Consider the following 22043-nt stretch of genomic DNA (forward strand, 5'->3'; position numbering starts at 1 on the left):
CCCCTCGTGACCATCCCTACACTGGCGGCATGGACAACGCGTGGCTCGTGCCACTGTCGATGCTCCTCGGCGGGGTGTTCGGCGCGGGCGTCGTGGTGCTGATCATCACCGCCGAGCGCACGGCTCGTGCTGCGGACGTGGCGGAGCGCACGCTGCCGGACGGTGTCGCGGCGGTGATCGCCACGATGCACAACCCCGCCGTGGTCGTCGACCCGTCGAACACGGTGGTGGCCGCGTCGCCGCAGGCCCTGACGGTCGGGCTGGTCGTGCGCCGGAAGCTCGTGCACCGAGAACTCATCCAGCTCGTCGACCGGGTGCGGGGGAGCGGGGAGATGGGCGCGGAGGACCTCGAGCTCCCTCGCGGCCGGGGCAGCGACCAGATCGGCTACCTGAGCTTCCGCGCGGCGCAGCTCGGCAACCGGTACGTGCTCGTCACGGCGGACGACCTGACCGAGTCCCGACGCATCGACGAGGTCCGGCGGGACTTCGTCGCGAACATCTCCCACGAGCTGAAGACCCCGATCGGCGCGATCGGCCTGCTCTCCGAGACCCTCGTCGCGGCGGCCGACGAACCGCAGCACGTCCGGAAGTTCGCGGCCCAGCTCGTCACCGAGTCGGAGCGGCTGGCAGCGCTGACGAAGGACATCATCGAGCTCTCGCGACTGCAGTCCGTCGACACGCTGGAGAACAGCGAGGAGACCTCGATCGACCGCATCGTGCAGGCCGCGGTCGATGCGAACGAGATCGTCGCCCGCGCCCGGGACATCGAGCTCGTGCGGGCGAAGAAGTCGAAGCTGCGGGTCATGGGCGACCCCGCACTGCTGCAGATCGCGGTCTCGAACCTCATCGCGAACGCCGTGAAGTACTCGCCCGACCACACCCGCGTCGGCGTCGGCGTGCGGAGCACGAAGGGCTTCGTCGAGATCGCCGTCACCGACCAGGGCGTCGGCATCCCCGAGGCCGACCTCGACCGGGTGTTCGAGCGGTTCTACCGTGTCGACCCGGCGCGGTCCCGTGCCACGGGTGGCACCGGCCTGGGCCTCGCCATCGTGAAGCACGTCGTCGGCAACCACGGCGGCGAGGTGCGCGTCTGGTCGCAGCCCGGCAAGGGATCGACCTTCACCATCCGCCTGCCCGAGGCGGACCCGGAACTGACCACAGCACTCGAAGAGCAACTGGAAGAGCAGCCATCGTGACCAAGATCCTCATCGTCGACGACGAGCCGGCCCTGAGCGAGCCCCTGGAGTTCCTGCTGCAGCGCGAGGGGTACGAGACCTCCGTCGCTGCGGACGGCGTGACCGCGCTGTCGAAGTTCGACGCGGAGAACCCGGACCTGGTGCTGCTCGACCTCATGCTGCCGGGGCTCTCCGGCACTGAGGTGTGCCGGCAGATCCGGATCCGCTCGAACATCCCGATCATCATGCTCACCGCGAAGGACTCCGAGGTGGACATCGTCGTCGGGCTGGAGCTCGGCGCGGACGACTACGTCACGAAGCCCTACTCGACCCGGGAGCTCCTCGCCCGCATCCGCGCGGTCCTGCGGCGCCGGACCGAGGACGACCCCGCGGACAGCGGCATCCTGCAGGTCGGCGGCATCCGGATGGACGTCGAGCGGCACACCGTCGCGGTGGAGGGCTCGGAGACGCCGATGCCGCTCAAGGAGTTCGAGCTCCTCGAGCTGCTGCTCCGCAACGCCGGGCGCGTGCTCACCCGCGGGCAGCTCATCGACCGGGTCTGGGGATCGGACTACTTCGGGGACACGAAGACCCTCGACGTGCACATCAAGCGCATCCGGTCGAAGATCGAGCGCGTCCCGAGCGCCCCGGAGATCCTGGTGACCGTCCGCGGGCTCGGCTACCGCATCGAGGGCTGACGCGGAGTCGGCGGGCGCGGCGTCGGCTGACGCGGAGTCGGCTGACCCGGCGTCGGCTCACGCACTGGAGGCGCTGTGCCGGTCCCTGGGACCGGCACCGCGCCTCCTGTACTTGCGTGTGGCCGCGGCTAGTTGCCGGCGTCCTGCGTCGCGTCGTCGGTCGGGGTCGCCGCGGGCGTCTCGACCGGGAGGGTGATCTCGCTGGTGGGCTCCGGCGAGGAGGTGGGCGCGAGCGTCGCGTACTCCTCCTGCTGGCTCGTGAGCACCGGGACGCTCGCCGAGACGCCCTCGGCGCCCGAGTACGAGAAGTAGACCTTGACGAGGGAGCCCGGCTTGGTGTCCGCGTCGTCGAAGACGACCTCGCGCGACTGGCCGGCGGCCGTGCCCTGCGTGGTGTCGTCGCCCTCTTCCGTCGAGGCCGTGGCCTGCTCGGAGGGCTCCGCCGCGGCACCGAGGTCGATGTGCGTGTTCGCCGGGACCGTGACGGTCTGGGTGTCCCCACCGACCTCGATCGACAGGGTGACGTCGTCACGCTCGGCGTTGTTCACGATCGTGCCGACGAACCGGGCACCCTCGGCGTCGTCCGCGATGAGGAGCGCGTTGCGGATGTCCACCTTGCCGGTCGTCACGTTGACGCCGTCGGTGATCTGCTTGATCTCCGTCGTCTGTGCGGGCGACATGAACTCGCAGCCGGTGGCGCCGAGCGCGATGGTTGCCGCAACGGCGACGGACACGAGTACCCGAGCTCGCAAGAGATTCCTCCGGAAGATCACGATGTGGACCGGACGGTCCGCGACCATCCTACCGATCGGCGGGTGTGCCAGTTGTTAGGCGCCCCTTACCCGAACAACGCTTGTGGTAAACTGGGTGTCTCGGAACGGAGCCTGATACATGCAATTCGAGGTCGGCGAGACCGTCGTCTACCCCCATCACGGGGCGGCAACCATCTCTGAAGTCAAGACGCGCGTCATCAAGGGTGAGGAAAAGGTCTACCTGAAGCTGCGGGTCACCCAGGGTGACCTGACGATCGAGGTCCCGGCGGACAACGTCGACCTGGTCGGAGTCCGCGACGTGATCGGCAAGGAAGGCCTCGACAAGGTGTTCGAGGTCCTGCGTGCCCCCTTCACCGAAGAGCCCACGAACTGGTCGCGCCGCTACAAGGCGAACCTCGAGAAGCTCGCTTCCGGTGACGTCATCAAGGTGTCCGAGGTCGTCCGCGACCTCTGGCGTCGCGACCAAGACCGCGGCCTGTCCGCGGGGGAGAAGCGGATGCTCGCCAAGGCACGGCAGATCCTGATCTCCGAGCTGGCGCTGGCAGAGAAGACCGACGAGGACAAGGCATCGACCGTCCTCGACGAGGTCCTCGCCTCCTGAGCGCACCGAACCACTGAACACGTCCTCGACCGTTCTGTTCCCCCACGGGGTGGACAGGGCGGTCGTCGTCGTTGCGGCCGGGTCCGGCACACGGCTCGGCATCGGGACGGCCAAGGCGTTCGTCCCGGTGGCCGGCACGCTGATGCTCGCGCGGGCGCTCGAGCCGCTGTTCGCGCTGGCGTCGCCGACGCTCGTCGTGGTGGTCGCGCCGACGGCGCTCCTCGACGACTGTCGGCAGGTGGTCGCCTCCGTCGCCGGCGCAGCGGTCGGGTACACGGCCGTCGTCCCAGGAGGCGCGGATCGCCACGCCTCGGTCGAGGCCGGCCTGGCAGTGCTGCCGGACTCCGTCACCTCGGTGCTGGTGCACGACGCAGCACGGTGCCTCACGCCGTCCGCCCAGTTCGAGCGGGTCTTCGACGCCGTCGCCGGCGGCGGTGGTGCGGGGTTCGTCCCCGCGTTGCCCGTCACGGACACGATCAAGCGGGTGTCCGGCGACGTGGTGGTCGAGACGGTCGACCGGTCCGCGCTCGTCGGGGTGCAGACGCCGCAGGGCTTCCCGCTCGCCGGGCTCCGGCAGGCGTACGCGGTGTCGCAGCAGGCCGAGACCGACGACGCGGGGGTCTTCCAGGCCGCGGGCGGCACCGTGCGGTCCGTCCCCGGGGACGCCGACGCCTTCAAGATCACGACCGCGTGGGACCTCGGTCGCGCCGAGTCGATCGTCCGTGCCCGTACCGCAGCCCCCGTGGACACACGGGTCGGCCTCGGGGTGGACGTGCACGCCTTCGACGCCGCGTCGCCGTGCCGTGTCGGGCTGCTCGACTTCCCCGACGAACCGGGACTCTCCGGCCACAGCGACGGCGACGCAGTGGCGCACGCGGTCTGCGACGCCCTGCTCTCCGCAGGCGGGCTGGGCGACATCGGCGGGACCTTCGGCACGTCGGACCCCGCGTACGCCGGGGCAGCGGGCGACGTCTTCGTCCGGGGGGCGGTCGCGATGCTCGCCGCCGCAGGCCTGACGCCCGTGTCCGTCACCGTGCAGGTCATCGGCAACCGCCCACGGATCGGCGCACGTCGGGCCGAGATGCAGGACGCCCTCGGCGCCGTCGTCGGGGCCCCGGTCGCCGTGTCCGGCACGACGACGGACGGTCTCGGCTTCACCGGCCGCGGCGAGGGGCTCGCCGCGATCGCGACGGCCGTCGTCCGACCGGCCTGACGTCCTAGGCTGGACGCGTGACCGTTCGCCTCTACGACTCCCGCGCCGCTGCCGTCGTCGACCTCGTCCCGCTGGTCGACGGACAGGTGAGCATGTACGTGTGCGGTCCGACCGTGCAGTCGTCGCCCCACATCGGGCACCTCCGCTCCGCACTCGTCTACGACATCTGGCGTCGGTGGCTCACGCACCGTGGCCTCCGGGTCACCCTCGTGCGGAACGTCACGGACATCGACGACAAGGTGCTCGACCTGGCGCACGGCACCGACGAGGCCTGGTTCGCCCGTGCGTACCGCGTCGAGCTCGAGTTCACGGCCGCGTACAACGCCCTGGGCATCCTGCCGCCGACGTACGAACCGCGCGCGACGGCGAGCGTGCCGCAGATGCACGACATCATCACGAGGCTCATCGACCGCGGGCACGCCTACGCCGCTGCGGACGGCTCGGGTGACGTCTACTTCGACACCGGCAGCTGGGCGTCCTACGGGGCGCTCACCCGCCAACGTCGCGAGGACATGGTCGAGGCCACCGACGCCGACCCCCGCGGCAAGCGCGACCCCCGCGACTTCGCACTCTGGAAGGGCGCCAAGCCGGCCGAGCCCGCGACGGCGAACTGGGACTCGCCCTGGGGCCCCGGTCGCCCCGGCTGGCACATCGAGTGCTCCGCGATGTCCCGGCGCTACCTCGGCCCGGCGTTCGACATCCACGGCGGCGGCCTCGACCTCCGCTTCCCGCACCACGAGAACGAGCTCGCGCAGTCCACGGCAGCGGGGGACCCGTTCGCCTCGTACTGGCTCCACAACGGCCTCGTGACGGTCGACGGGCAGAAGATGTCGAAGTCGCTCGGCAACTCGATCTTCGCCGCGGACTTCCTCGGCTCGGCCCGTCCCGTCGTCGTCCGCTACTTCCTCGGCGCCGCGCACTACCGCTCGTCGATCGACCACCACGACGGCTCCCTGGCCGAGGCCGAGGCAGCGCTCGACCGCATCGAGGGCTTCCTGACCCGGGCCGCCCCACGGCTCGAGGGCGTCCGGCTGGCCGATGCGCCGGGTGTGCCCGAGGCCTTCGCGGCGGCGATGGACGACGACCTCTCGGTGCCCCAGGCGCTCGCCGTGCTGCACGAGACCGTCCGCTCCGGGAACGCCGCGCTCGACGCGGACGATGCGGAAGCGCTCGGTCTCGCGTACCATCAGGTGGCCGCGATGGTGGAGGTGCTCGGCATCGACCCGCGAGCGGCCCACTGGTCGAGCGGCGGTCAGGACACCTCTGCCGCCCCGCTCGCAGCCCTCGTCGAACGCCTCGTGCAGGAGCGCGCCGACGCCCGGGCCGCACGGGACTTCGCGACGGCCGACCGCGTGCGAGACGACCTCGCCGCCGCGGGCATCACGATCGAGGACACCGCAGCGGGTACACGCTGGAGCATCGCCTGACAACGGCAGTGCCGAACAGGAGCTGAGCATGAAGAACGTTTCCGGGAGCAAGAAGGGCCGTCCGGGCGCCGTCCGGTCCGGCCGCAAGGGCAACAAGCAGGTCGGCTCCGGCGGCCAGGGCGCGCAGGCGCTCGAAGGTCGCAAGCCGACGCCGAAGGCCGAGGACCGTCCGTACCACCCCGCCGGCAAGCGCAAGGCGGCGAAGGAGCGCTACGAGGCAGCCCGCGGTCGCCACGGCGCGTCGAGCTCGCCGCAGCAGCGGACCGGGCGGCCGCCGCAGCGGAAGACCGACGACTCCGAGCTGGTGACCGGCCGCAACTCCGTGCTCGAGGCCCTGCGGACGAAGACCCCCTCGACGACGCTGTACGTCGCCGCCCGCATCGAGGTCGACGACCGCGTCAAGGAGATCCTCGCGCTCGCCAACCACCGCGGCGTGCCGATCATCGAGCTCATGCGTCCGGAGCTCGACCGCATCACGGGCCACGACAGCGTGCACCAGGGCGTCGCCCTCAAGGTCCCCGCGTACGAGTACGCCGTCGCCGAGGACATCGTCGAGCGCGCGTTCGCCAAGGACGAGGTCCCGCTGCTCGTCGCCCTCGACGGCATCACGGACCCGCGCAACCTCGGTGCGATCATCCGCTCGACGGCGGCCTTCGGCGGCCACGGCGTCATCGTGCCCCAGCGCCGGTCGGTCGGGGTGACCGCGTCCGCGTGGAAGACCTCGGCCGGTGCAGCCGCCCGCACGCCCGTCGCGATGGCGCCGAACCTCACGCAGACGCTCAAGTCGCTCAAGTCGATGGGCCTGTTCGTGCTGGGCCTCGACGGGGACGGCGACGTTGAGCTCGACGGCCTCGAGCTGGCCGACCGTCCGATCGTGATCGTCGTCGGGTCCGAGGGCAAGGGGCTGTCGCGCCTCGTCACCGAGACCTGCGACGCGATCGTCTCGATCCCGATCTCGAGCGCGACGGAGTCCCTCAACGCGGGCATCGCCGCGAGCGTCACCCTGTGGGAGGTCGCCCGGCGCCGTCGCGCCGAGTAGTCAGCGGGCAGAACGCGCCGTCGGCGCGGGGCCGAGCGGTCAGAAAGGGCCGCTCGACCCTCACGAACGTGACAGAGAAGGGCGGGGGGCGGGGGGCGGGGGGGGGGGTGGGGGGCGGCCGCCGGCGCGGGCCAGTCCTCGACGTCCTCGGGCGAAGCCGGGACCGCGTCGTCCACCACGGGGATGGGGAGCGTCATCGACGAGGTCGGCGGGTTGATCAGCAGCCGCTCGTCGCGACGGTGTCGCAGCACGTCGTTGATGTAGGCCGTGGTGGCCTCGGGGAGCGACACCGAGCGCTCCTCTTCCTGCGACATGAACCAGCGGTGCTCGAGCAGCTCGTGGAACACCTCGGCCGGTTCGAGCCGCCCGCGGAGCTCCCGCGGGATCGACCGGATGACCGGCTCGAAGACCCGTGAGACCCACTCGTGCGCCACCATCTCCTCGTCGAGCTGGTCGCGTCCGTTGCGCGCCCGGTACGAGTCGAGGTCGTTGAGCAGCCGCCGTGCCTGGTTCTCGCCGGCGTCGATCCCGGTGAGGCGCAGGAGCCGTCGCTGGTGGTGTCCGGCGTCGACGACCTTCGGCTGGATGCGCACCTGCGACCCGCCCTCGGTCGTGTGGATCGAGAGCTCCTCGATGTCGAAGCCGAGTGCGTTGAGCCGTTCGACGCGGTCGTTGATCCGCCAGCGTTCCTTGACGTCGAACTGCTCGGTGCCGGTGAGCTCCTTCCAGAGCGTCCGGTACTGCGCGACGATCCGGTTCGACACGTCCACGGCGTCGGCGTTCTCGTCGAGACGTCCGCCGGCCTCGAGGTCCAGCAGCTCGCCGGCGATGTTCACGCGCGCGACCTCGAGGTCGTTCTCACGCTGACCGTTCGACAGGCCGCCGGGGTAGAGCTTGCCGGTCTCGGCGTCGACCAGGTAGGCCGCGAAGGCGCCGGCGTCGCGTCGGAACAGCGTGTTCGAGAGCGAGACGTCGCCCCAGTAGAAGCCGATGACGTGCAGCCGCACGAGCAGGAGTGCGAGGGCGTCGACCAGGCGGGTGGCCGTCTCGGGGCGGAGCGTCTGCGAGTACAGCGCGCGGTACGGCAGCGAGAAGCGCAGGTGCCGGGTGACGAGCACCGGGTGCAGGGCTTCGCCGTCGGCGCTCACCCGGTTGGTGATCACCGCGACGGGGTCGACGCACGGCACGTCCATGCGCTGCAGGGTGCGGAGCATCTCGTACTCCGCCCGGGCGACCTCTTCACCGGTCTCCTTCACGGCGACGACGTACCCGCCGAGCTGCACGAAGCGCACGAGGTGCCGCGAGATGCCCTTCGGGAGCGCGACGATGGTCGAGTCCGGCCAGTCCGCCAGTGGGAGGTCCCACGGCAGGTCGAGGAGTCCGGGATCGACGGTGGCGGCGGTGATGGACATCGAGTCGGGCACGGTTGGTTCCTCTGGTACGTGTGCGACGGACGGGAGGCGGGGGGGGGGGGGGGGGCCCCCCCCCCCCCCCCCGCCTCCTGTTGGGACCTTCCAGCGTTACGCGCTGACGACGGCCTTGTCGTCGAGCCGCTCGCCCGACTCGGTGTCGAAGGCGTGCACGTGGCCCTGCTTCGGCGTGACGACGATCGTGTCACCGATCGACGGGTGCGAACGCCCGTCGACGCGGGCGACGATGTCGACGCGCGAGCCGTTGACGTCGGCGTGACCGTAGAGGTAGCCGTCGGCGCCGAGCTCCTCGACCACGTCGACCGTGACCGGCAGGCCCTCGCCCGACGGCGCCACGATGACGTCCTCGGGGCGGATGCCGACCGTGATCTGGCCCGCACGGGCGTTCGAGATCGTGTCGCGGTCGATCGGGTGGTTGAGCGTGCCGAACTTGATGCCGCCCTCGACGACGTCGGCCGGCAGGAGGTTCATCGCCGGCGAGCCGATGAAGCCCGCGACGAACACGTTGTTGGGCTTCTCGTACAGGTCGCGCGGCGAGCCGACCTGCTGCAGGATGCCGTCCTTGAGCACCGCGATGCGGTCACCCATGGTGAGGGCCTCGGTCTGGTCGTGCGTGACGTAGACCGTGGTGACGCCGAGGCGACGCTGCAGCGAGGCGATCTGGGTGCGGGTCTGCACACGGAGCTTGGCGTCGAGGTTCGACAGCGGCTCGTCCATGAGGAACACCTGCGGCTGACGGACGATCGCGCGACCCATCGCGACGCGCTGACGCTGACCACCGGAGAGCGCCTTCGGCTTGCGGCCGAGGTACTGCTCGAGGTCGAGGAGCTTCGCGGCTTCCTGCACGCGGGTGGCGCGCTCTTCCTTGCCGACACCGGCGATCTTGAGCGCGAAGCCCATGTTCTCGGCGACGGTCATGTGCGGGTACAGCGCGTAGTTCTGGAACACCATCGCGATGTCGCGGTCCTTCGGCGGGACGTCCGTGACGTCGCGGTCGCCGATGCGGATCGCGCCGGAGTTGACCTCTTCGAGGCCGGCGAGCATGCGCAGCGACGTGGACTTGCCGCAGCCCGAGGGGCCGACGAGGACGAGGAACTCGCCGTCGGCGACGTCCAGGTCGAGGGAGTCGACCGCGGGACGCGTGCCTCCGGGGTAGAGACGGGTTGCCTTGTCATAGGTGACGGACGCCATGAGCGTTCGGTCCTTCCTTCACCGGCAGGTACGTGCCGGACGATCCGAGTGAAGCGGTGTGCCCGTGGGGGCCCCGGATGGTCGCCGTCGACCATCGAGGTTCATACAACACGATCTCCCCCCGGAGCGCCAGTGCTCACACCTGGTTGGGTGGTTCCCATCGAGCCCCGGTACGATCGGCGGGTCCGTCCGGCCTGCGGGGGAAGCCGTTCGGACGACGATCAACGTGAGGACACTCGACGCATGACCAACCGCCCCGAGGGTGACGCCCGCGCCGCGCGGAACGAACGACGCGAAGCCGCCCGACAGCGCGCCCAGCGTGCCCGCGCCCAGCAGAAGCGCCGCCAGCGCGGCCTCCGACTCGGTCTGCAGATCGGCATCGGCGTCGCGCTGCTGGCGGCCGCGACCGTCGTGACGCTCGTCCTCGTCGACTCCGTGCAGCCGGCGGGCCCCGGCCCCGCGAACACCTCGCAGGGCGGCATCACGATCGGCCAGGACCTCAAGGCGGTCACGGCGGCGTCGCAGTCGCCCGCGCCGACCTCGACCGACGCCGCCGGTTCGGTGCGCATCACGATGTACGTCGACTACCTCTGCCCGATCTGCGGCCAGTTCGAGGACGCGAACGGCGAGTACATCCAGAACCTCGTCGACTCCGGCGCGGCGACGGTCGACATCCACCCGATCGCGATCCTGTCGAACCGGTCGCAGGGCACCAAGTACTCGCTCCGTGCCGCGAACGCGGCCGCCTGCGTCGCGGACAGCTCGCCCGACCAGTTCTTCGCCGTGAACCAGGCGCTGTTCGCGAAGCAGCCCGAGGAAGGGACCCCCGGCCTCACCGACGCGCAGCTGACCGAGGTCGTCACGGGCGTGGACGGGCTGCAGAAGGCGTCCACGATCTCGAAGTGCATCGAGGACCAGACCTACAGCAAGTGGATCGACGAGCGGACCTCCGCGGTGACCGGCGGAGACATCCCCGGGTCGACGCTGCGGGAGTTCCCCGGCACGCCCCTCGTGCTCGTGAACGGGCAGCGCTACGAGCTGACCTCGCCGATCACGAACGACGACTTCCGGACCTTCGTGGTGTCGGCTGCCGGCTCGACCGACGTGACGCCGACGCCCACGCCGAGCGCCTCCCCGACGCGCTCCTCGACGCCGAGCGCTTCCCCGTCGAACTGACCCGGACTACAGGGACGACCCCGGCACGCTGAACGTGTCGCACGCCGTCGCGCCGCGCTGGTACCCGCGCAGGAACCAGTTCTGGCGCTGCTCGCTCGACCCGTGCGTGAAGGAGTCCGGGTCGACCCGCCCGCTCGACCGCTCCTGGATGCTGTCGTCGCCGACGGCGCTCGCGGCGGACAAGGCGTCGTCGATCTCCGCGCGGGTGATCGGCTCGAAGAAGGTCTCGCCGTTCGCGTCCTTCGTGGTGGCAGCGTCACCGACCCACGCGCCCGCGTAGCAGTCCGCCTGCAGCTCGACGCGGACGCTGCCCGACGACGCACCCGTGCCGGACCGGTCGGTGTTCGCGAAGGCGCCCTGGAGCTGCTGGATGTGGTGGCCCCACTCGTGCGCGACGACGTACATCTGCGCGAGGGGGCCGCCGGAGGAGCCGTACTTCGACTGCAGGTCGTCGTAGAACGCGGTGTCGAGGTAGATCGCTCGGTCCGGCGGGCAGTAGAACGGGCCGGTCGCCGCCGACGCCTGGCCGCACGAGGTGCTCGTCGAGCCGTCGAACAAGTAGAAGTCCGGCGACGTGTAGGTGATGCCGAGGGAGCGCGACTCGGAGGTCCAGTACCCGTCGAGCGACTCGGCCGCCCCCTCCATCCGGCAGTCGATCTTCAGGTTCGCGTCACGGCCGGTCCGGCACTCGGCTGCGGCGTCGACCGACTCTCCCTGCTGCTGGATCTGGGTGGTCCCGCCGCCCTCGCCGAGGAGTGCGCCGAGGTCGAGGCCGCCGCCGGTGAAGACGTTGATGAGCAGGACCACGATCGCGCCGACCCCGACGACACCGCCACCCGCGATCGCGGTGGTGCGGCCGCGCCGCTTGACCCTCCCGCCCTTGAGCTGCGAGTCGTCGTTGAACGTCATGCCCCGAATGTACGGGCGGGTGGCACCCGGTGCTCGCAGCGGCCGGAGGAGTAGACCGGACGGCATGCCCGTCCTCGACGAATCCCACCCCCTCTTCCTCTTCGCGATGGACCAGCGGTCCTCACTCCTCGAGCACACCTACGACGAGTCCGGCGGAGAGCCGATCGACGAGGCCGAGGCCGAGCGCGTCCGTGCCGGCAAGCAGCTGGTCTACCGCGGAGTCCTCACGGCGCTGGCGGCCGGTGCGTCCCGCGAGCGCACCGGTGTCCTCGTGGACGAGCGCTACGGCGCCGACGTCGCGCGGCTCGTCAAGGAGGCCGGGCTCCAGCTCGCCATGCCGATCGAGCGGTCGGGCCGCCAGTGGTTCGAGCTCGAGTACGGCGACGACTGGACCGCACACGTGGACGCGTTCGACCCGGACTGGGTGAAGGTGCTCGTGCGCGACAACCCCGACTTCGACGCGGACCGTCGCGAGCAGCAGGCATCGGACCTCGCCGACGTGGCGAGCGTCCTGCACGACGCCGGCCGACCGTTCCTGGTCGAACTGCTGGTGCCCGCCACCGAGGCCCAGCAGAAGTCCGTCGGGGACTACGACCGCGAGCTCCGACCCGACCTCGTCGTGCAGGTCATCGAGTACCTGCAGGACCACGGGGTCGAGGCGGACGTGTGGAAGCTCGAGGGCCTCGACGAGCGTGCGGACGCGGAACGGATCGTGCAGACCGTCCGTCGCGGTGGCCGGGACGCGGTGCAGTGCATCGTCCTCGGTCGGGACGCCCCCGAGGAGCAGCTCGACCACTGGTTGCGCACCGCGGCCCCGGTGGACGGGTTCGTCGGGTTCGCGATCGGGCGCAGCAACTGGGAGGAACCGCTCGAGGACGTCGTCCGCGAGCACCTCGACACCGAGGCCGCCGAGCAGCTCATCGCGGCGAACTACCGGCACTTCGTCGACACCTGGCTCGAGGCGCGCCCGGGCATCGAGCACGGCGTGGACGCCGGCGCGGTCTGACCGCGGCGCTCAGGTGCGGACCAGCGGCTCCACGTCCGCCAGGTCCGCGCCGATCCCGACGTCGACGAGCTCGATCCGTCCGGCGAGGCTCGCGCCCGGTCCGCGGAGCAACCCGGCCTTCACCCCACCGAACGTCACCGTGACGTCCGCCTGCAGGACGTGGTCGTCCGCGATCGCGCCGGTGTCGACGTCGATGCCGCTCGGCACGTCGACCGCCACGACGAACGGCGCACGCTGGTCGCGCGCGAGCTGGCGGATCGCGCCGACGACCTCACGGGCCGGCGAGCGGAGCGCGGACGCACCGTGCACGCCGATGCCCAGGATCCCGTCGAGCACCAGGTCCGCCTCGAGCGCCGCCTCGGTCGCGACGGCGGCCAGCCGCGCACCGTCACCGACGGGGGCGGCGAGGAGGTCCGCGACCGGGCGGGCCGACCCGACGTCGGACGGGCGTTCCAGGAGGCGCGCCCCGGCGTCCAGCGCCGCTGCCAGGCCCGCCCCGTGGACGCGCGAGCCGACGCGCAGCACCGTCACGCGCCTCCCGTCCGCCGCGAGGCGTGCCCCGGCGAACAGCGCGTCACCGCCGTTGTCCCCGCTGCCCACCAGCAGCAGGACCGATCCCGGTCCGTCACCGGGACGCACGGCCGGATCGTCGAGCAGTCCGCAGACGATCCGGGCCAGCCCGTCCGCCGCGCGCTGCATGAGCGGTTCGCCCGCGTCGAAGTGGGGCCGCTCCGCAGCCCGGATCTGGTCGCCTCCGTAGCCGTCCATGGCGACCACAGTGCCCCGGTAGCCTGGAGGGGACATGTCACTCGTCCCCGAAGCGCCCCGTCCCCGCGTCGTGATGTCGCCCGACGGGCTGAAGATCGCGACCTACGACTTCGGCGACCCCGAGGCCCCGGCTGTCGTCGCCGTGCACGGGTTCGCCTCCTCCGCGCTCCTGAACTGGCACGCCTCGGGGTGGACGCGCGACCTCGTCCGTGCCGGCTACCGGGTCGTGGCGATCGACCAGCGCGCGCACGGCGCCTCGTCGAAGCCGCACGACCCGTCCGCGTACTCGATGGAGCTCCTCGTCGCGGACGTCGTCAGCGTGATCGACACCTACCTGCTCGACGACGTCGCGTTCCTCGGGTACTCGCTCGGCGCCCGTGTCGGCTGGCACACCGCCGAGCAGCTCCCCGACCGGATCACCCGCGCGGTCTTCGGCGGGATCCCCGACGCCGACCCGATGCGGCGTGTGCGGGTCGACCAGGCGAAGGCCCACCTCGCCGACGGCACGCCGGTCGAGGACCGCGTGACGAACGGCTACCTGACGATGGCCGCGGGCATCGAGGGCAACGACCTCGCCGCACTCGTGGCGATGGTCGAGGGGATGCGGGGCAGCATCGAGCCCACGCCCTCGAACGCGCCCGCGCAGCCCGTGCTGATGGCCGCCGGCAGCGAGGACGGCATCAAGGACAGTGCCGTGCGGCTCGCCGCGGCGGCACCGGACGCGTCGTTCTTCGAGATCCCGGGGCGCAACCACTTCAACGCGCCGACGTCGCGGCACTTCCGGGAGCGAGCGCTGCAGTTCCTGTCCGCAGGACGCTGAGGGGTACTCGCAGGTCCTCGTCGGCGCGGTCGGGTGCGCGTAGCGTCCCGCCCATGGACTACAGACTCCTCGGCAACAGCGGGACATCGGTGTCGACGCTGACCCTCGGCACCATGACGTTCGGCAGCGAAGCCGACGAACCCACCTCGCACACGATCATCGACACCTTCGTCGCCGCCGGTGGCACGCTCATCGACACGGCGGACGTGTACTCCGGCAACGAGTCCGAGCGCATCATCGGCCGCTGGCTCGCCGCGCACCCGACCGAGGCGCAGCAGGTCGTCCTGGCCACGAAGGGTCGCTTCCCGCAGGGGGACGGACCGAACGACCTCGGGCTCTCTCGCCGGCACCTCCGCGTCGCCCTCGACGCCTCGCTCGAGCGGCTCGGCGTCGAGCACATCGACCTGTACCAGATGCACGCGTGGGACGCCCTCACCCCGATCGAGGAGACCCTGCGCTTCCTCGACGACGCGGTCTCCGCGGGCAAGATCGGCTCGTACGGGTTCTCGAACTACCTCGGGTACCAGATCACGAAGGCCGTGTACGAGGCTCGCGCCCACCACTTCGCGCCGCCCGTGACGCTGCAGCCGCAGTACAACCTGCTCGTCCGGGACATCGAGCACGAGATCGTCCCCGCCTGCCTCGACGCCGGCATCGGCCTGCTGCCCTGGTCGCCCCTCGCCGGCGGGTGGCTCTCCGGCAAGTACCAGCGCGACGAGGCACCCACGGGTGCGACCCGACTCGGCGAGAACCCGCAGCGCGGGATGGAGGCGTGGGAGGCCCGTAACGGCGACGAGCGCACCTGGGCCGTCCTCGACGCGGTGTCGGACGTCGCCGAGGCGCACGGGGCCTCGCGGTCGCAGGTGGCCCTGGCGTGGCTGCTCGCCCGACCGGCCGTGACGAGCGTCATCCTCGGTGCCCGGACGGTCTCGCAGCTCGAGGACAACCTCGGCGCCGCCGACCTCGTCCTCGACGACGCCGAGCTCGCACGGCTCACCGAGGTCAGTGCGCCGCGCATCGACGACTACCCCTACGGCACGGCAGGCGTCGCGCAGCGCGAGCGGAAGATCACCGGCGGTCGCTGAGCGTCCGCCGTCCGGCTCGTGCGGCTTTCCGCGAGCTTGACCAGGGATGTGGACAGCGGGAACCGTGCGGTGTCACCATCACTGCACGGCCGGCTGGTTACCGAGTCGAGCGCTCGGAACGCCCCCTGATCCGCGTTCCGCGCGCCGAAGGCCCCGGGTGCATCCACCCGGGGCCTTCGCGTGTGGCGCGTGACCGACATCACCCCGGCCGCGTCACGGTTGCACGAGCGCGGGCTGCGCGACCGCGGGGCGATCCGTGCTCGACGACGGCGTCCGCCCCGTCGCCCACGGCGCGAACCGGGTGCGGTCGAGCAGGAGCGCGATCGTCCACGGCACGACCGTCGCGACGACGAACACGGCCGGTGCCGGGAGCACGGGTACGGCAACCCAGATCACCGCTGCGTGGAGCAGCACCACGGTGATGCCGACCGATGCCAAGCGCGACACGATCGCGGCGATCCTCCCGCGCACGACGCGGTCGAGCGCCAGTCCGACCAGGACGAGCCCGCTGCACAGGACGATCGCCGTCAGGGCGCCCACCAGCGGCGTCCCGAAGTCGGCCTGCTTGAAGACGGGGGGCTCGCTGTCGAGCACCACCGCGGTGCCGCCGCCGAACAGACAGACGATCCCGACGAGTGCCGGACGCCGGACGCGCGGGAGCCACTGGCGAGCGACGGTTCCGGCGAGCACGAACAGCAGCATGGCGAACGCGGTGCCTGCGCTCTCCGGGGGAAGCCGGAGGACGCCGGGCGCGGTCGTGGCGACGGCCACGGCCGCGGTCACGACGACCCACCGCACCCAGACCGGGAACCGTTCGAGGAAACGGAGCGCGACCGCGGCGACCGCCAGGGCGGTGACGAACCAGAAGGCGGTGTACGGCCGGCCGATGTACTGGCCGCCGAGGAACGGGCGGAGGAGTTCCAGCGGGTCGTGGACGCCGTCGGCGATCTGCGCGGGGTACCAGGCGAGCCCGATCACCAAGAACCACGCCAGGTAGGGGCGGCCCAGGGCGCGCCACCGCCCTCGGACCTCGGAACCGAGGGATCGGCCCGCGGTCCAGAACCAGCCGGTGAGGAAGAAGAAGATCGGCACGTGCCACGGACTGACCACGCGGGACACGGGTTCGACCGACCACACGTGCCCGACGATGACCGCGAGGATGCCGATCACGCGGACGAGGTCGATGCCAGCAGAACGAGCCGAGTGTGCCATGTGGGACATGGTATATCACTCGAACGGTCGGTGGAAGAGGGCCGGCAGCGGGACTCGAACCCGCAACCCCCGTATTACAAGTACGGTGCGCTACCAATTGCGCCATGCCGGCTGACGCGCCCATCCTACCGGCGGACGCGTCGGGGCCTCACTCGCTCTTCTCGGAGAAGTTCAGCGAGATCGAGTTCATGCAGTAGCGGTCACCGGTCGGGGTGCCGAACCCGTCGGGGAACACGTGGCCGAGGTGCGATCCGCAATTCGCGCAGCGGACCTCGGTGCGTGCCATGCCGAGCGAGTTGTCCTCGAGCAGCTGCACCGCCTCGGGGTTCACCGACTCGTAGAACGACGGCCAGCCGCAGCCGGAGTCGAACTTCGTGCCGCTCTTGAACAGCTCCGCGCCGCACGCCGCACAGGTGTAGACGCCGGCGCGCTCCTCGTCGAGGAGGTCACCCGTCCACGGACGCTCCGTGCCGGCCTGCCGGAGGACGGCGTACTGGTCCGGGGAGAGCTCCTCGCGCCACTGGGCGTCGGTCTTGTCGACGTTGTATGCCATTGGTTCCTCCTGCTCCTGTCGCCGTTGCTGGACGACCACTTCGGTAAACTCGCGCCGATGTCCGAACATTCCGTGCACCACGCCCGTTGGGACCGTCTGACGACGGACGAACTGTACGGCATCGTGGTGCTCCGGAACCGCGTCTTCGCACTCGAGCAGCGCGTCACGGCCGAGGACTTCGACGGCCGGGACCGCGAACCGGACACCGAGCACTGGTGGTTCGGCGCCGACGACCTGGCAGTTGGGTACCTGCGGCTCATCCGGCCCGCGCCGGACGAGGTCCACCCGTCCGGTTCGGCGGCGCCCGCGTGGGTGATCGGTCGCGTCGCCACGGACCCAGAGCACCGGGGGAACGGGATCGCCGGTCGGCTGGTGGCCGCTGTCCTCGAGGTGCACGGGCACGAGCCGTTCGTCCTGCACGCCCAGGAGTACGTCGCCGCACTCTACGAGCGCCACGGCTTCGTCCGGTTCGGCGCGCCCTACGACGAGGCCGGCATCCGCCACGTCGGCATGCACCGTCCCGGCCGCTGATGGACACGCGGGAGCGGTACGCCGCCTACGCGGAGCGCATCGCGGGGGTCTCGCCCTCGTACGCCGCGTGGGCACGTTCGTTGGACGACGGCCTGGTGTCCCTGCTCGACGAAGTGCCGGAACCCAAGCGGCAGCCGGAACTCCTCTTCGCCGTCGCCCGTCGCCTGGGCGCCGACCCGGCGGACCCCGGTGCGCTGCGTGCGCTGGTCCAGGAGGCGCGACCCGCCCTGGTCTCCGCCCTCGCCTCCGCGACGGTGCAGGCGAACGACCCCAGACGCCTCGCCCCGGTGGTCCCGCTGTTCGCGGCGCTCGCCGCGCGGGTCGGGCGGCCGCTCGGCCTCGTCGACGCGGGGGCGGCGGCGGGGCTCTGCTCGATCCCGGACCGGGTGACGCTCGACTACGTCGTCCGTGCGGGTGTCCCCGGCGTCGGCGCGGGTGCCGATCGCGCCCCGCAGCGGGCATCGCGCCCCGTTCCTCCCGGGCGCGATGCCCGGACGGGGGCGCGGTCCGAGGTCGTCCGGATGCACACGGCGGCCGCGGAGCCCGCTCTGCACCTCGTCGCCGAGTCCAGCGGTCCGGTGCCGACACCGGCTGCGGGCCCGATCGACGTCCGGGCGCGGGTCGCCCTCGATCCGAACCCGATCGACCTCGCCGTACCCGGGGCGTTCGACCGACTCGTCGAGGCCGTCCCGCCCGAGGCGACGGACCGGACCGCCCTGATGCGCGCGGCTGCGCGCGCGACGCTCGCCGCGCCTCCCGTCCGCATCCGGGGGACCCTGCCCGGTGACCTGGACCGCGCACTGGACGCCCTGCCGGACGACGTGGTGCCGGTCGTCCTGACCACCGGGACCCTCGTGTACGTCCCCGGTCCGGACCGTCAGTGCTTCGTCGACCAGGTGCGTGAGCGCGGTGCGCACTGGATCGCGCTGGAACGGACGGGGATCCTCAGCGGGGTCGCCGCGACCCTGCCGGGCGACGTCGACCGGTCCGATCCGGACGCGTTCGCCACCGCGTCGCTCGACGGTGTGGCCCTGGCCGTGACGGACCCGTTCGGGGTGCGCACCCGGTGGGTGGGTGACCCGAACCTGTGACCGGTCTTCGCGACAGTCCAGCGGCGTGCCAGGGTGCGGATGTCCTCCGCCCCTACGATGTGCGAGACCCGTTCCCCACCGTGATCGGAACCGCAGTGACCGCCACACCCGTCGAGCTCGACGAGCTCGCCAAGCACGTGCTCGCGTTCGAGCACGACCGGGCGCGGCACGACCGCACGAAGGAAGCGGAGATCCGGGTCGAGTTCGACATGTCGCCGGCCCGGTACTACCAGGTGCTGAACCGTGTGATCGACTCTCCCGCGGCGCTCGCGTACGACCCGCAGCTGGTCTCCCGGCTGCAGCGGCTCCGGTACGCGCGCACCAGCGCTCGGGCGGCGCGCAGCTTCGTGGCGCCCGGGGCAGCTCCCGAAGGACGTGAAGAGGAACGATGACGACGAGATACCCCCGAGACCGGTTCGACGACGTCGCCGACGGCCCCCGGGTCGGGGCGCACCGCGGTGCGCAGCGGCGGGGACGCGGGTGGATCGCCTTCGCGTGGGCGGCGCTCGCCACCGGTGTCATCGTGGGGGTCTGCGTGCTGGTGCTCGCACTCCTGAACGGCAGCTACTCGTTCAACGGGTCGGCGTCCCCGTCGGTCTCGCCCTCCGCGTCGTCGTCCGCAACGGCGGCTCCGACGTCGTCCGCTTCCTCGTCGGCGTCGCAGGCTCCGGCAGCGGGGACCCCGGCCGACCAGGGCGCGACGTCGCTCGTCGTGCTGAACGGCACGTCGACGACCGGCCTCGCGGCGAAGGGCAGCGCGGCGCTGACCTCGGCCGGGTGGAAGGTGACCTCGACGGGGGACGCCGGCACGACCGGGGCGACCTCGACGATCGTGTACTACCAGCAGGCCGCCCAGGCCGCCGTGGCGCAGGGCGTCGCGAAGTCGCTCGGCACGACGGCCGTGCAGCAGTCGGCGGCGTTCCCGAACGCGGACATCAGTGTCGTGCTCGGCGCGGACTACGCCGGCTGACCGTTCCCGGCGGGCTTCCGCGTGCATTTGTGACGGCCGTGTTTCGGGCACGTTGATTCTTGTCGGAATCGACGTGAAACAACGTCACACCTCTTGCCCTGTCGGCAGCGATCGGTCAGAGTCGTGCCAAGACGGCGACTGCGTCGTCCGCACAGCACCACCGCAGGGAGCAAGAGATCATGGCCAACGGAACCGTGAAGTGGTTCAACGCCGAGAAGGGCTTCGGCTTCATCACCGTCGATGGAGGGGGCCAGGACGTGTTCGTGCACTACTCGGCAATCGACATGTCGGGGTACAAGGTCCTCGAGGAGGGCCAGGCAGTGACGTTCGACGTCGGCACCGGGTCGAAGGGCCCGCAGGCAGAGTCGGTCCGTCCCGCCTGAGCCTCGGCGCCGAGGGAACCACTTCGGACGCGCCGCCCCGTCAGGGGCGGCGCGTTCTTCCGTGTGCGGGGAGTGCTCCCGTGTCCGGCGCGTTCTCGCGCGTGCTCCCGTGTCCGGCGCGTTCTCGCGCGTGCTCCCGTGTCCGGCGCGTTCTCGCGCGTGACACTGGTCGCTCCTGTGAGTGCGTGTCCTGGGAAGTCGACCCGCGCCTCCTGGCGGTGTTGCACTCGACCCCTGCGAGTGCCAGAATCGGCGTTGGCACTCGCTCACGCTGAGTGCCAGCACGACCCCCATGACGACGTCCGGGAGGGACGAGAAACTCACATGGCTAAGATCATTGCTTTCGACGAGGAGGCCCGCCGTGGCCTCGAGCGCGGCCTGAACATCCTGGCTGACGCCGTGAAGGTGACGCTCGGCCCGCGCGGCCGCAACGTCGTCCTCGAGAAGAAGTGGGGCGCCCCCACGATCACGAACGATGGTGTCTCCATCGCCAAGGAGATCGAGCTCGACGACCCGTACGAGAAGATCGGTGCGGAGCTCGTCAAGGAGGTCGCCAAGAAGACCGACGACGTCGCTGGTGACGGTACGACCACCGCGACCGTCCTCGCCCAGGCGCTCGTCCGCGAGGGCCTCCGCAACGTCGCCGCCGGCGCCGACCCCGTGTCGCTCAAGCGCGGCATCGAGAAGGCCGTCGCCGCCGTCTCCGACCAGCTCCTCGCCAACGCGAAGGACATCGAGACCAAGGACCAGATCGCCGCCACCGCGTCGATCTCGGCCGCTGACCCGACCATCGGCGCGCTCATCGCCGAGGCCATCGACAAGGTCGGCAAGGAAGGTGTCGTCACCGTCGAGGAGTCGAACACCTTCGGCACCGAGCTCGAGCTCACCGAGGGCATGCGCTTCGACAAGGGTTACCTGTCGCAGTACTTCGTCACCGACCCCGAGCGCCAGGAAGCCGTCTTCGAGGACGCCTACATCCTGATCGTCAACTCGAAGATCTCGAACATCAAGGACCTCCTGCCGGTCGTCGACAAGGTGATCCAGGCCGGCAAGCAGCTCCTGATCATCGCCGAGGACGTCGACGGCGAGGCCCTGGCCACGCTCGTCGTGAACAAGATCCGCGGCATCTTCAAGTCCGTCGCCGTCAAGGCCCCGGGCTTCGGCGACCGCCGCAAGGCCATGCTGCAGGACATCGCGATCCTCACCGGCGGCCAGGTCATCTCGGAAGAGGTCGGCCTCAAGCTCGAGAACGCCACGCTCGACCTGCTCGGCAAGGCCCGCAAGGTCATCATCACCAAGGACGAGACGACCATCGTCGAGGGTGCCGGCGACGAGGAGCAGATCGCGGGCCGCGTCCGTCAGATCCGCTCCGAGATCGAGGCGACCGACTCCGACTACGACCGCGAGAAGCTCCAGGAGCGCCTCGCGAAGCTCGCCGGTGGCGTGGCCGTCATCAAGGCGGGTGCCGCGACCGAGGTCGAGCTCAAGGAGCGCAAGCACCGCATCGAGGACGCCGTCCGCAACGCGAAGGCCGCTGTCGAAGAGGGCATCGTCGCCGGTGGTGGCGTCGCCCTCATCCAGGCGTCCGTCGTGCTCGACTCGCTCTCCCTCGAGGGCGACGAGGCGACCGGTGCGAACATCGTCAAGGTCGCCATCGACGCGCCGCTCAAGCAGATCGCGCTGAACGCCGGTCTCGAGCCGGGTGTCGTCGCCGCCAAGGTCCGCGAACTCGAGTCGGGTCACGGCCTCAACGCCGCGACCGGTGAGTACGTCGACCTCGTCGCCGCGGGCATCATCGACCCGGCCAAGGTCACGCGCTCGGCGCTGCAGAACGCTGCGTCGATCGCCGGTCTGTTCCTCACGACCGAGGCCGTCGTCGCCGACAAGCCCGAGAAGGCCCCGGCCGTGCCGGCCGGCGACCCCACGGGTGGCATGGACTTCTAGTCCCGGTAGTCGGAAGGGCCCTCGCACGCTGCGCGTGCGGGGGCCCTT

At 71.1% G+C, this 22043-nt stretch carries 22 protein-coding genes, 1 tRNA gene and 1 pseudogene; 16 read left to right on the forward strand and 8 right to left on the reverse strand.

Annotation, left to right across the window (positions count from 1 at the left end; translation table 11 throughout):
- Positions 1-29 precede the first annotated feature (29 nt).
- Both Q7F20_RS06810 and Q7F20_RS06815 read left to right on the forward strand, forming a co-directional pair.
- Positions 30-1196: a cell wall metabolism sensor histidine kinase WalK gene (locus tag Q7F20_RS06810; RefSeq protein ID WP_305739362.1), complete on the forward strand. Its 1167-nt coding sequence runs from the start codon at positions 30-32 to the stop codon at positions 1194-1196.
- Positions 1193-1873 (forward strand): response regulator transcription factor, encoded by a 681-nt coding sequence (locus tag Q7F20_RS06815; protein ID WP_305739363.1) that lies wholly within the window; start codon positions 1193-1195, stop codon positions 1871-1873. The genes Q7F20_RS06810 and Q7F20_RS06815 overlap by 4 nt, the downstream gene beginning before the upstream one ends.
- 128 nt (positions 1874-2001) lie before the next feature.
- On the opposite strand, the gene Q7F20_RS06820 is transcribed toward Q7F20_RS06815, so the two are convergent.
- Positions 2002-2607 (reverse strand): hypothetical protein, encoded by a 606-nt coding sequence (locus Q7F20_RS06820; protein WP_305739364.1) that lies wholly within the window; start codon positions 2605-2607, stop codon positions 2002-2004.
- A 157-nt stretch (positions 2608-2764) separates the two neighbouring features.
- Here Q7F20_RS06820 and Q7F20_RS06825 point away from each other — a divergent pair, with 157 nt between their 5' ends.
- Genes Q7F20_RS06825 through rlmB form a run of 4 tightly spaced genes read left to right on the forward strand, consistent with a single transcriptional unit; the run spans position 2765 to position 6926 of the window.
- Complete coding sequence (locus Q7F20_RS06825; protein ID WP_017888066.1) at positions 2765-3247, forward strand: CarD family transcriptional regulator; 483 nt, start codon at positions 2765-2767, stop codon at positions 3245-3247.
- A 49-nt stretch (positions 3248-3296) separates the two neighbouring features.
- Complete coding sequence (gene ispF / locus Q7F20_RS06830; RefSeq protein ID WP_305739365.1) at positions 3297-4460, forward strand: 2-C-methyl-D-erythritol 2,4-cyclodiphosphate synthase; 1164 nt, start codon at positions 3297-3299, stop codon at positions 4458-4460.
- Between the two features lie 17 nt (positions 4461-4477).
- A complete protein-coding gene (gene cysS / locus Q7F20_RS06835; protein ID WP_305739366.1) occupies positions 4478-5887 on the forward strand; it encodes a cysteine--tRNA ligase in 1410 nt (469 codons plus the stop codon).
- Between the two features lie 28 nt (positions 5888-5915).
- Positions 5916-6926: a 23S rRNA (guanosine(2251)-2'-O)-methyltransferase RlmB gene (gene rlmB / locus Q7F20_RS06840; protein ID WP_305739380.1), complete on the forward strand. Its 1011-nt coding sequence runs from the start codon at positions 5916-5918 to the stop codon at positions 6924-6926.
- Positions 6927-7057: 131 nt separating this feature from the next.
- Here rlmB and Q7F20_RS06845 read toward each other — a convergent pair.
- A pseudogene (locus Q7F20_RS06845) lies at positions 7058-8350 on the reverse strand (DUF4032 domain-containing protein); the annotation flags it as partial.
- A 96-nt stretch (positions 8351-8446) separates the two neighbouring features.
- On the reverse strand, positions 8447-9547 hold the full coding sequence (locus Q7F20_RS06850; protein ID WP_305739367.1) for an ABC transporter ATP-binding protein: 1101 nt from the start codon (positions 9545-9547) through the stop codon (positions 8447-8449).
- Positions 9548-9790: 243 nt separating this feature from the next.
- Here Q7F20_RS06850 and Q7F20_RS06855 point away from each other — a divergent pair, with 243 nt between their 5' ends.
- Positions 9791-10723, forward strand: coding sequence for a thioredoxin domain-containing protein (locus tag Q7F20_RS06855; RefSeq protein WP_305739368.1), 933 nt, complete (start codon positions 9791-9793; stop codon positions 10721-10723).
- A 6-nt stretch (positions 10724-10729) separates the two neighbouring features.
- Here Q7F20_RS06855 and Q7F20_RS06860 read toward each other — a convergent pair whose 3' ends face one another.
- Positions 10730-11632, reverse strand: coding sequence for a neutral zinc metallopeptidase (locus tag Q7F20_RS06860; RefSeq protein WP_305739369.1), 903 nt, complete (start codon positions 11630-11632; stop codon positions 10730-10732).
- 64 nt (positions 11633-11696) lie between these two features.
- Here Q7F20_RS06860 and Q7F20_RS06865 point away from each other — a divergent pair, with 64 nt between their 5' ends.
- Positions 11697-12638 carry a 2-deoxy-5-keto-D-gluconate 6-phosphate aldolase domain-containing protein gene (locus Q7F20_RS06865; RefSeq protein WP_305739370.1) on the forward strand — a complete coding sequence of 314 codons (942 nt, stop codon included), beginning with the start codon at positions 11697-11699 and terminating at the stop codon, positions 12636-12638.
- Positions 12639-12647: 9 nt separating this feature from the next.
- Here Q7F20_RS06865 and Q7F20_RS06870 read toward each other — a convergent pair whose 3' ends face one another.
- Positions 12648-13406: an NAD(P)H-hydrate epimerase gene (locus Q7F20_RS06870; protein ID WP_305739371.1), complete on the reverse strand. Its 759-nt coding sequence runs from the start codon at positions 13404-13406 to the stop codon at positions 12648-12650.
- Positions 13407-13440: 34 nt separating this feature from the next.
- Between Q7F20_RS06870 and Q7F20_RS06875 the strand changes: the two genes are divergently transcribed.
- Together Q7F20_RS06875 and Q7F20_RS06880 are read left to right on the forward strand one after the other, a co-directional pair.
- Entirely contained in the window at positions 13441-14226 is a 786-nt protein-coding gene (locus Q7F20_RS06875) for an alpha/beta fold hydrolase (RefSeq protein ID WP_305739372.1), read from the forward strand.
- Positions 14227-14279: 53 nt separating this feature from the next.
- Positions 14280-15311 (forward strand): aldo/keto reductase, encoded by a 1032-nt coding sequence (locus tag Q7F20_RS06880; protein WP_305739373.1) that lies wholly within the window; start codon positions 14280-14282, stop codon positions 15309-15311.
- A 213-nt stretch (positions 15312-15524) separates the two neighbouring features.
- Here the strand turns inward: Q7F20_RS06880 and Q7F20_RS06885 are convergent, their stop codons facing one another.
- From Q7F20_RS06885 to msrB, 3 genes are all read right to left on the reverse strand, one after another.
- Positions 15525-16523, reverse strand: a complete 999-nt coding sequence (locus Q7F20_RS06885) for an acyltransferase family protein (protein ID WP_305739374.1) — start codon at positions 16521-16523, stop codon at positions 15525-15527.
- Positions 16524-16562: 39 nt separating this feature from the next.
- A tRNA-Thr gene (locus Q7F20_RS06890) sits at positions 16563-16635 on the reverse strand.
- A gap of 36 nt (positions 16636-16671) precedes the next feature.
- The gene (gene msrB, locus Q7F20_RS06895; protein ID WP_305739375.1) at positions 16672-17076 is read right to left on the reverse strand and encodes a peptide-methionine (R)-S-oxide reductase MsrB; all 405 of its coding nucleotides are present in this window, start codon (positions 17074-17076) and stop codon (positions 16672-16674) included.
- Positions 17077-17133: 57 nt separating this feature from the next.
- Between msrB and Q7F20_RS06900 the strand changes: the two genes are divergently transcribed.
- The 6 genes from Q7F20_RS06900 to groL all read left to right on the forward strand — a co-directional run bounded on the left by Q7F20_RS06900 (position 17134) and on the right by groL (position 21995).
- On the forward strand, positions 17134-17607 hold the full coding sequence (locus tag Q7F20_RS06900; RefSeq protein WP_305739376.1) for a GNAT family N-acetyltransferase: 474 nt from the start codon (positions 17134-17136) through the stop codon (positions 17605-17607).
- Positions 17607-18698, forward strand: coding sequence for a DUF2332 family protein (locus Q7F20_RS06905; RefSeq protein WP_305739377.1), 1092 nt, complete (start codon positions 17607-17609; stop codon positions 18696-18698). The genes Q7F20_RS06900 and Q7F20_RS06905 overlap by 1 nt, the downstream gene beginning before the upstream one ends.
- A gap of 95 nt (positions 18699-18793) precedes the next feature.
- Positions 18794-19090, forward strand: coding sequence for a DUF3263 domain-containing protein (locus tag Q7F20_RS06910; protein ID WP_229085283.1), 297 nt, complete (start codon positions 18794-18796; stop codon positions 19088-19090).
- Positions 19087-19668 (forward strand): LytR C-terminal domain-containing protein, encoded by a 582-nt coding sequence (locus tag Q7F20_RS06915; RefSeq protein WP_305739378.1) that lies wholly within the window; start codon positions 19087-19089, stop codon positions 19666-19668. Before Q7F20_RS06910 ends, Q7F20_RS06915 begins: the two co-directional genes overlap by 4 nt.
- Before the next feature lie 179 nt (positions 19669-19847).
- The gene (locus Q7F20_RS06920) at positions 19848-20051 is read left to right on the forward strand and encodes a cold-shock protein (RefSeq protein ID WP_022903461.1); all 204 of its coding nucleotides are present in this window, start codon (positions 19848-19850) and stop codon (positions 20049-20051) included.
- 324 nt (positions 20052-20375) lie between these two features.
- Positions 20376-21995 (forward strand): chaperonin GroEL, encoded by a 1620-nt coding sequence (gene groL, locus Q7F20_RS06925; RefSeq protein ID WP_305739379.1) that lies wholly within the window; start codon positions 20376-20378, stop codon positions 21993-21995.
- The last annotated feature ends 48 nt before the right edge of the window (positions 21996-22043 follow it).

Origin of the sequence: Curtobacterium sp. A7_M15 (assembly GCF_030705415.1) — a bacterium.
In the GTDB taxonomy this organism is placed as follows: domain Bacteria; phylum Actinomycetota; class Actinomycetes; order Actinomycetales; family Microbacteriaceae; genus Curtobacterium.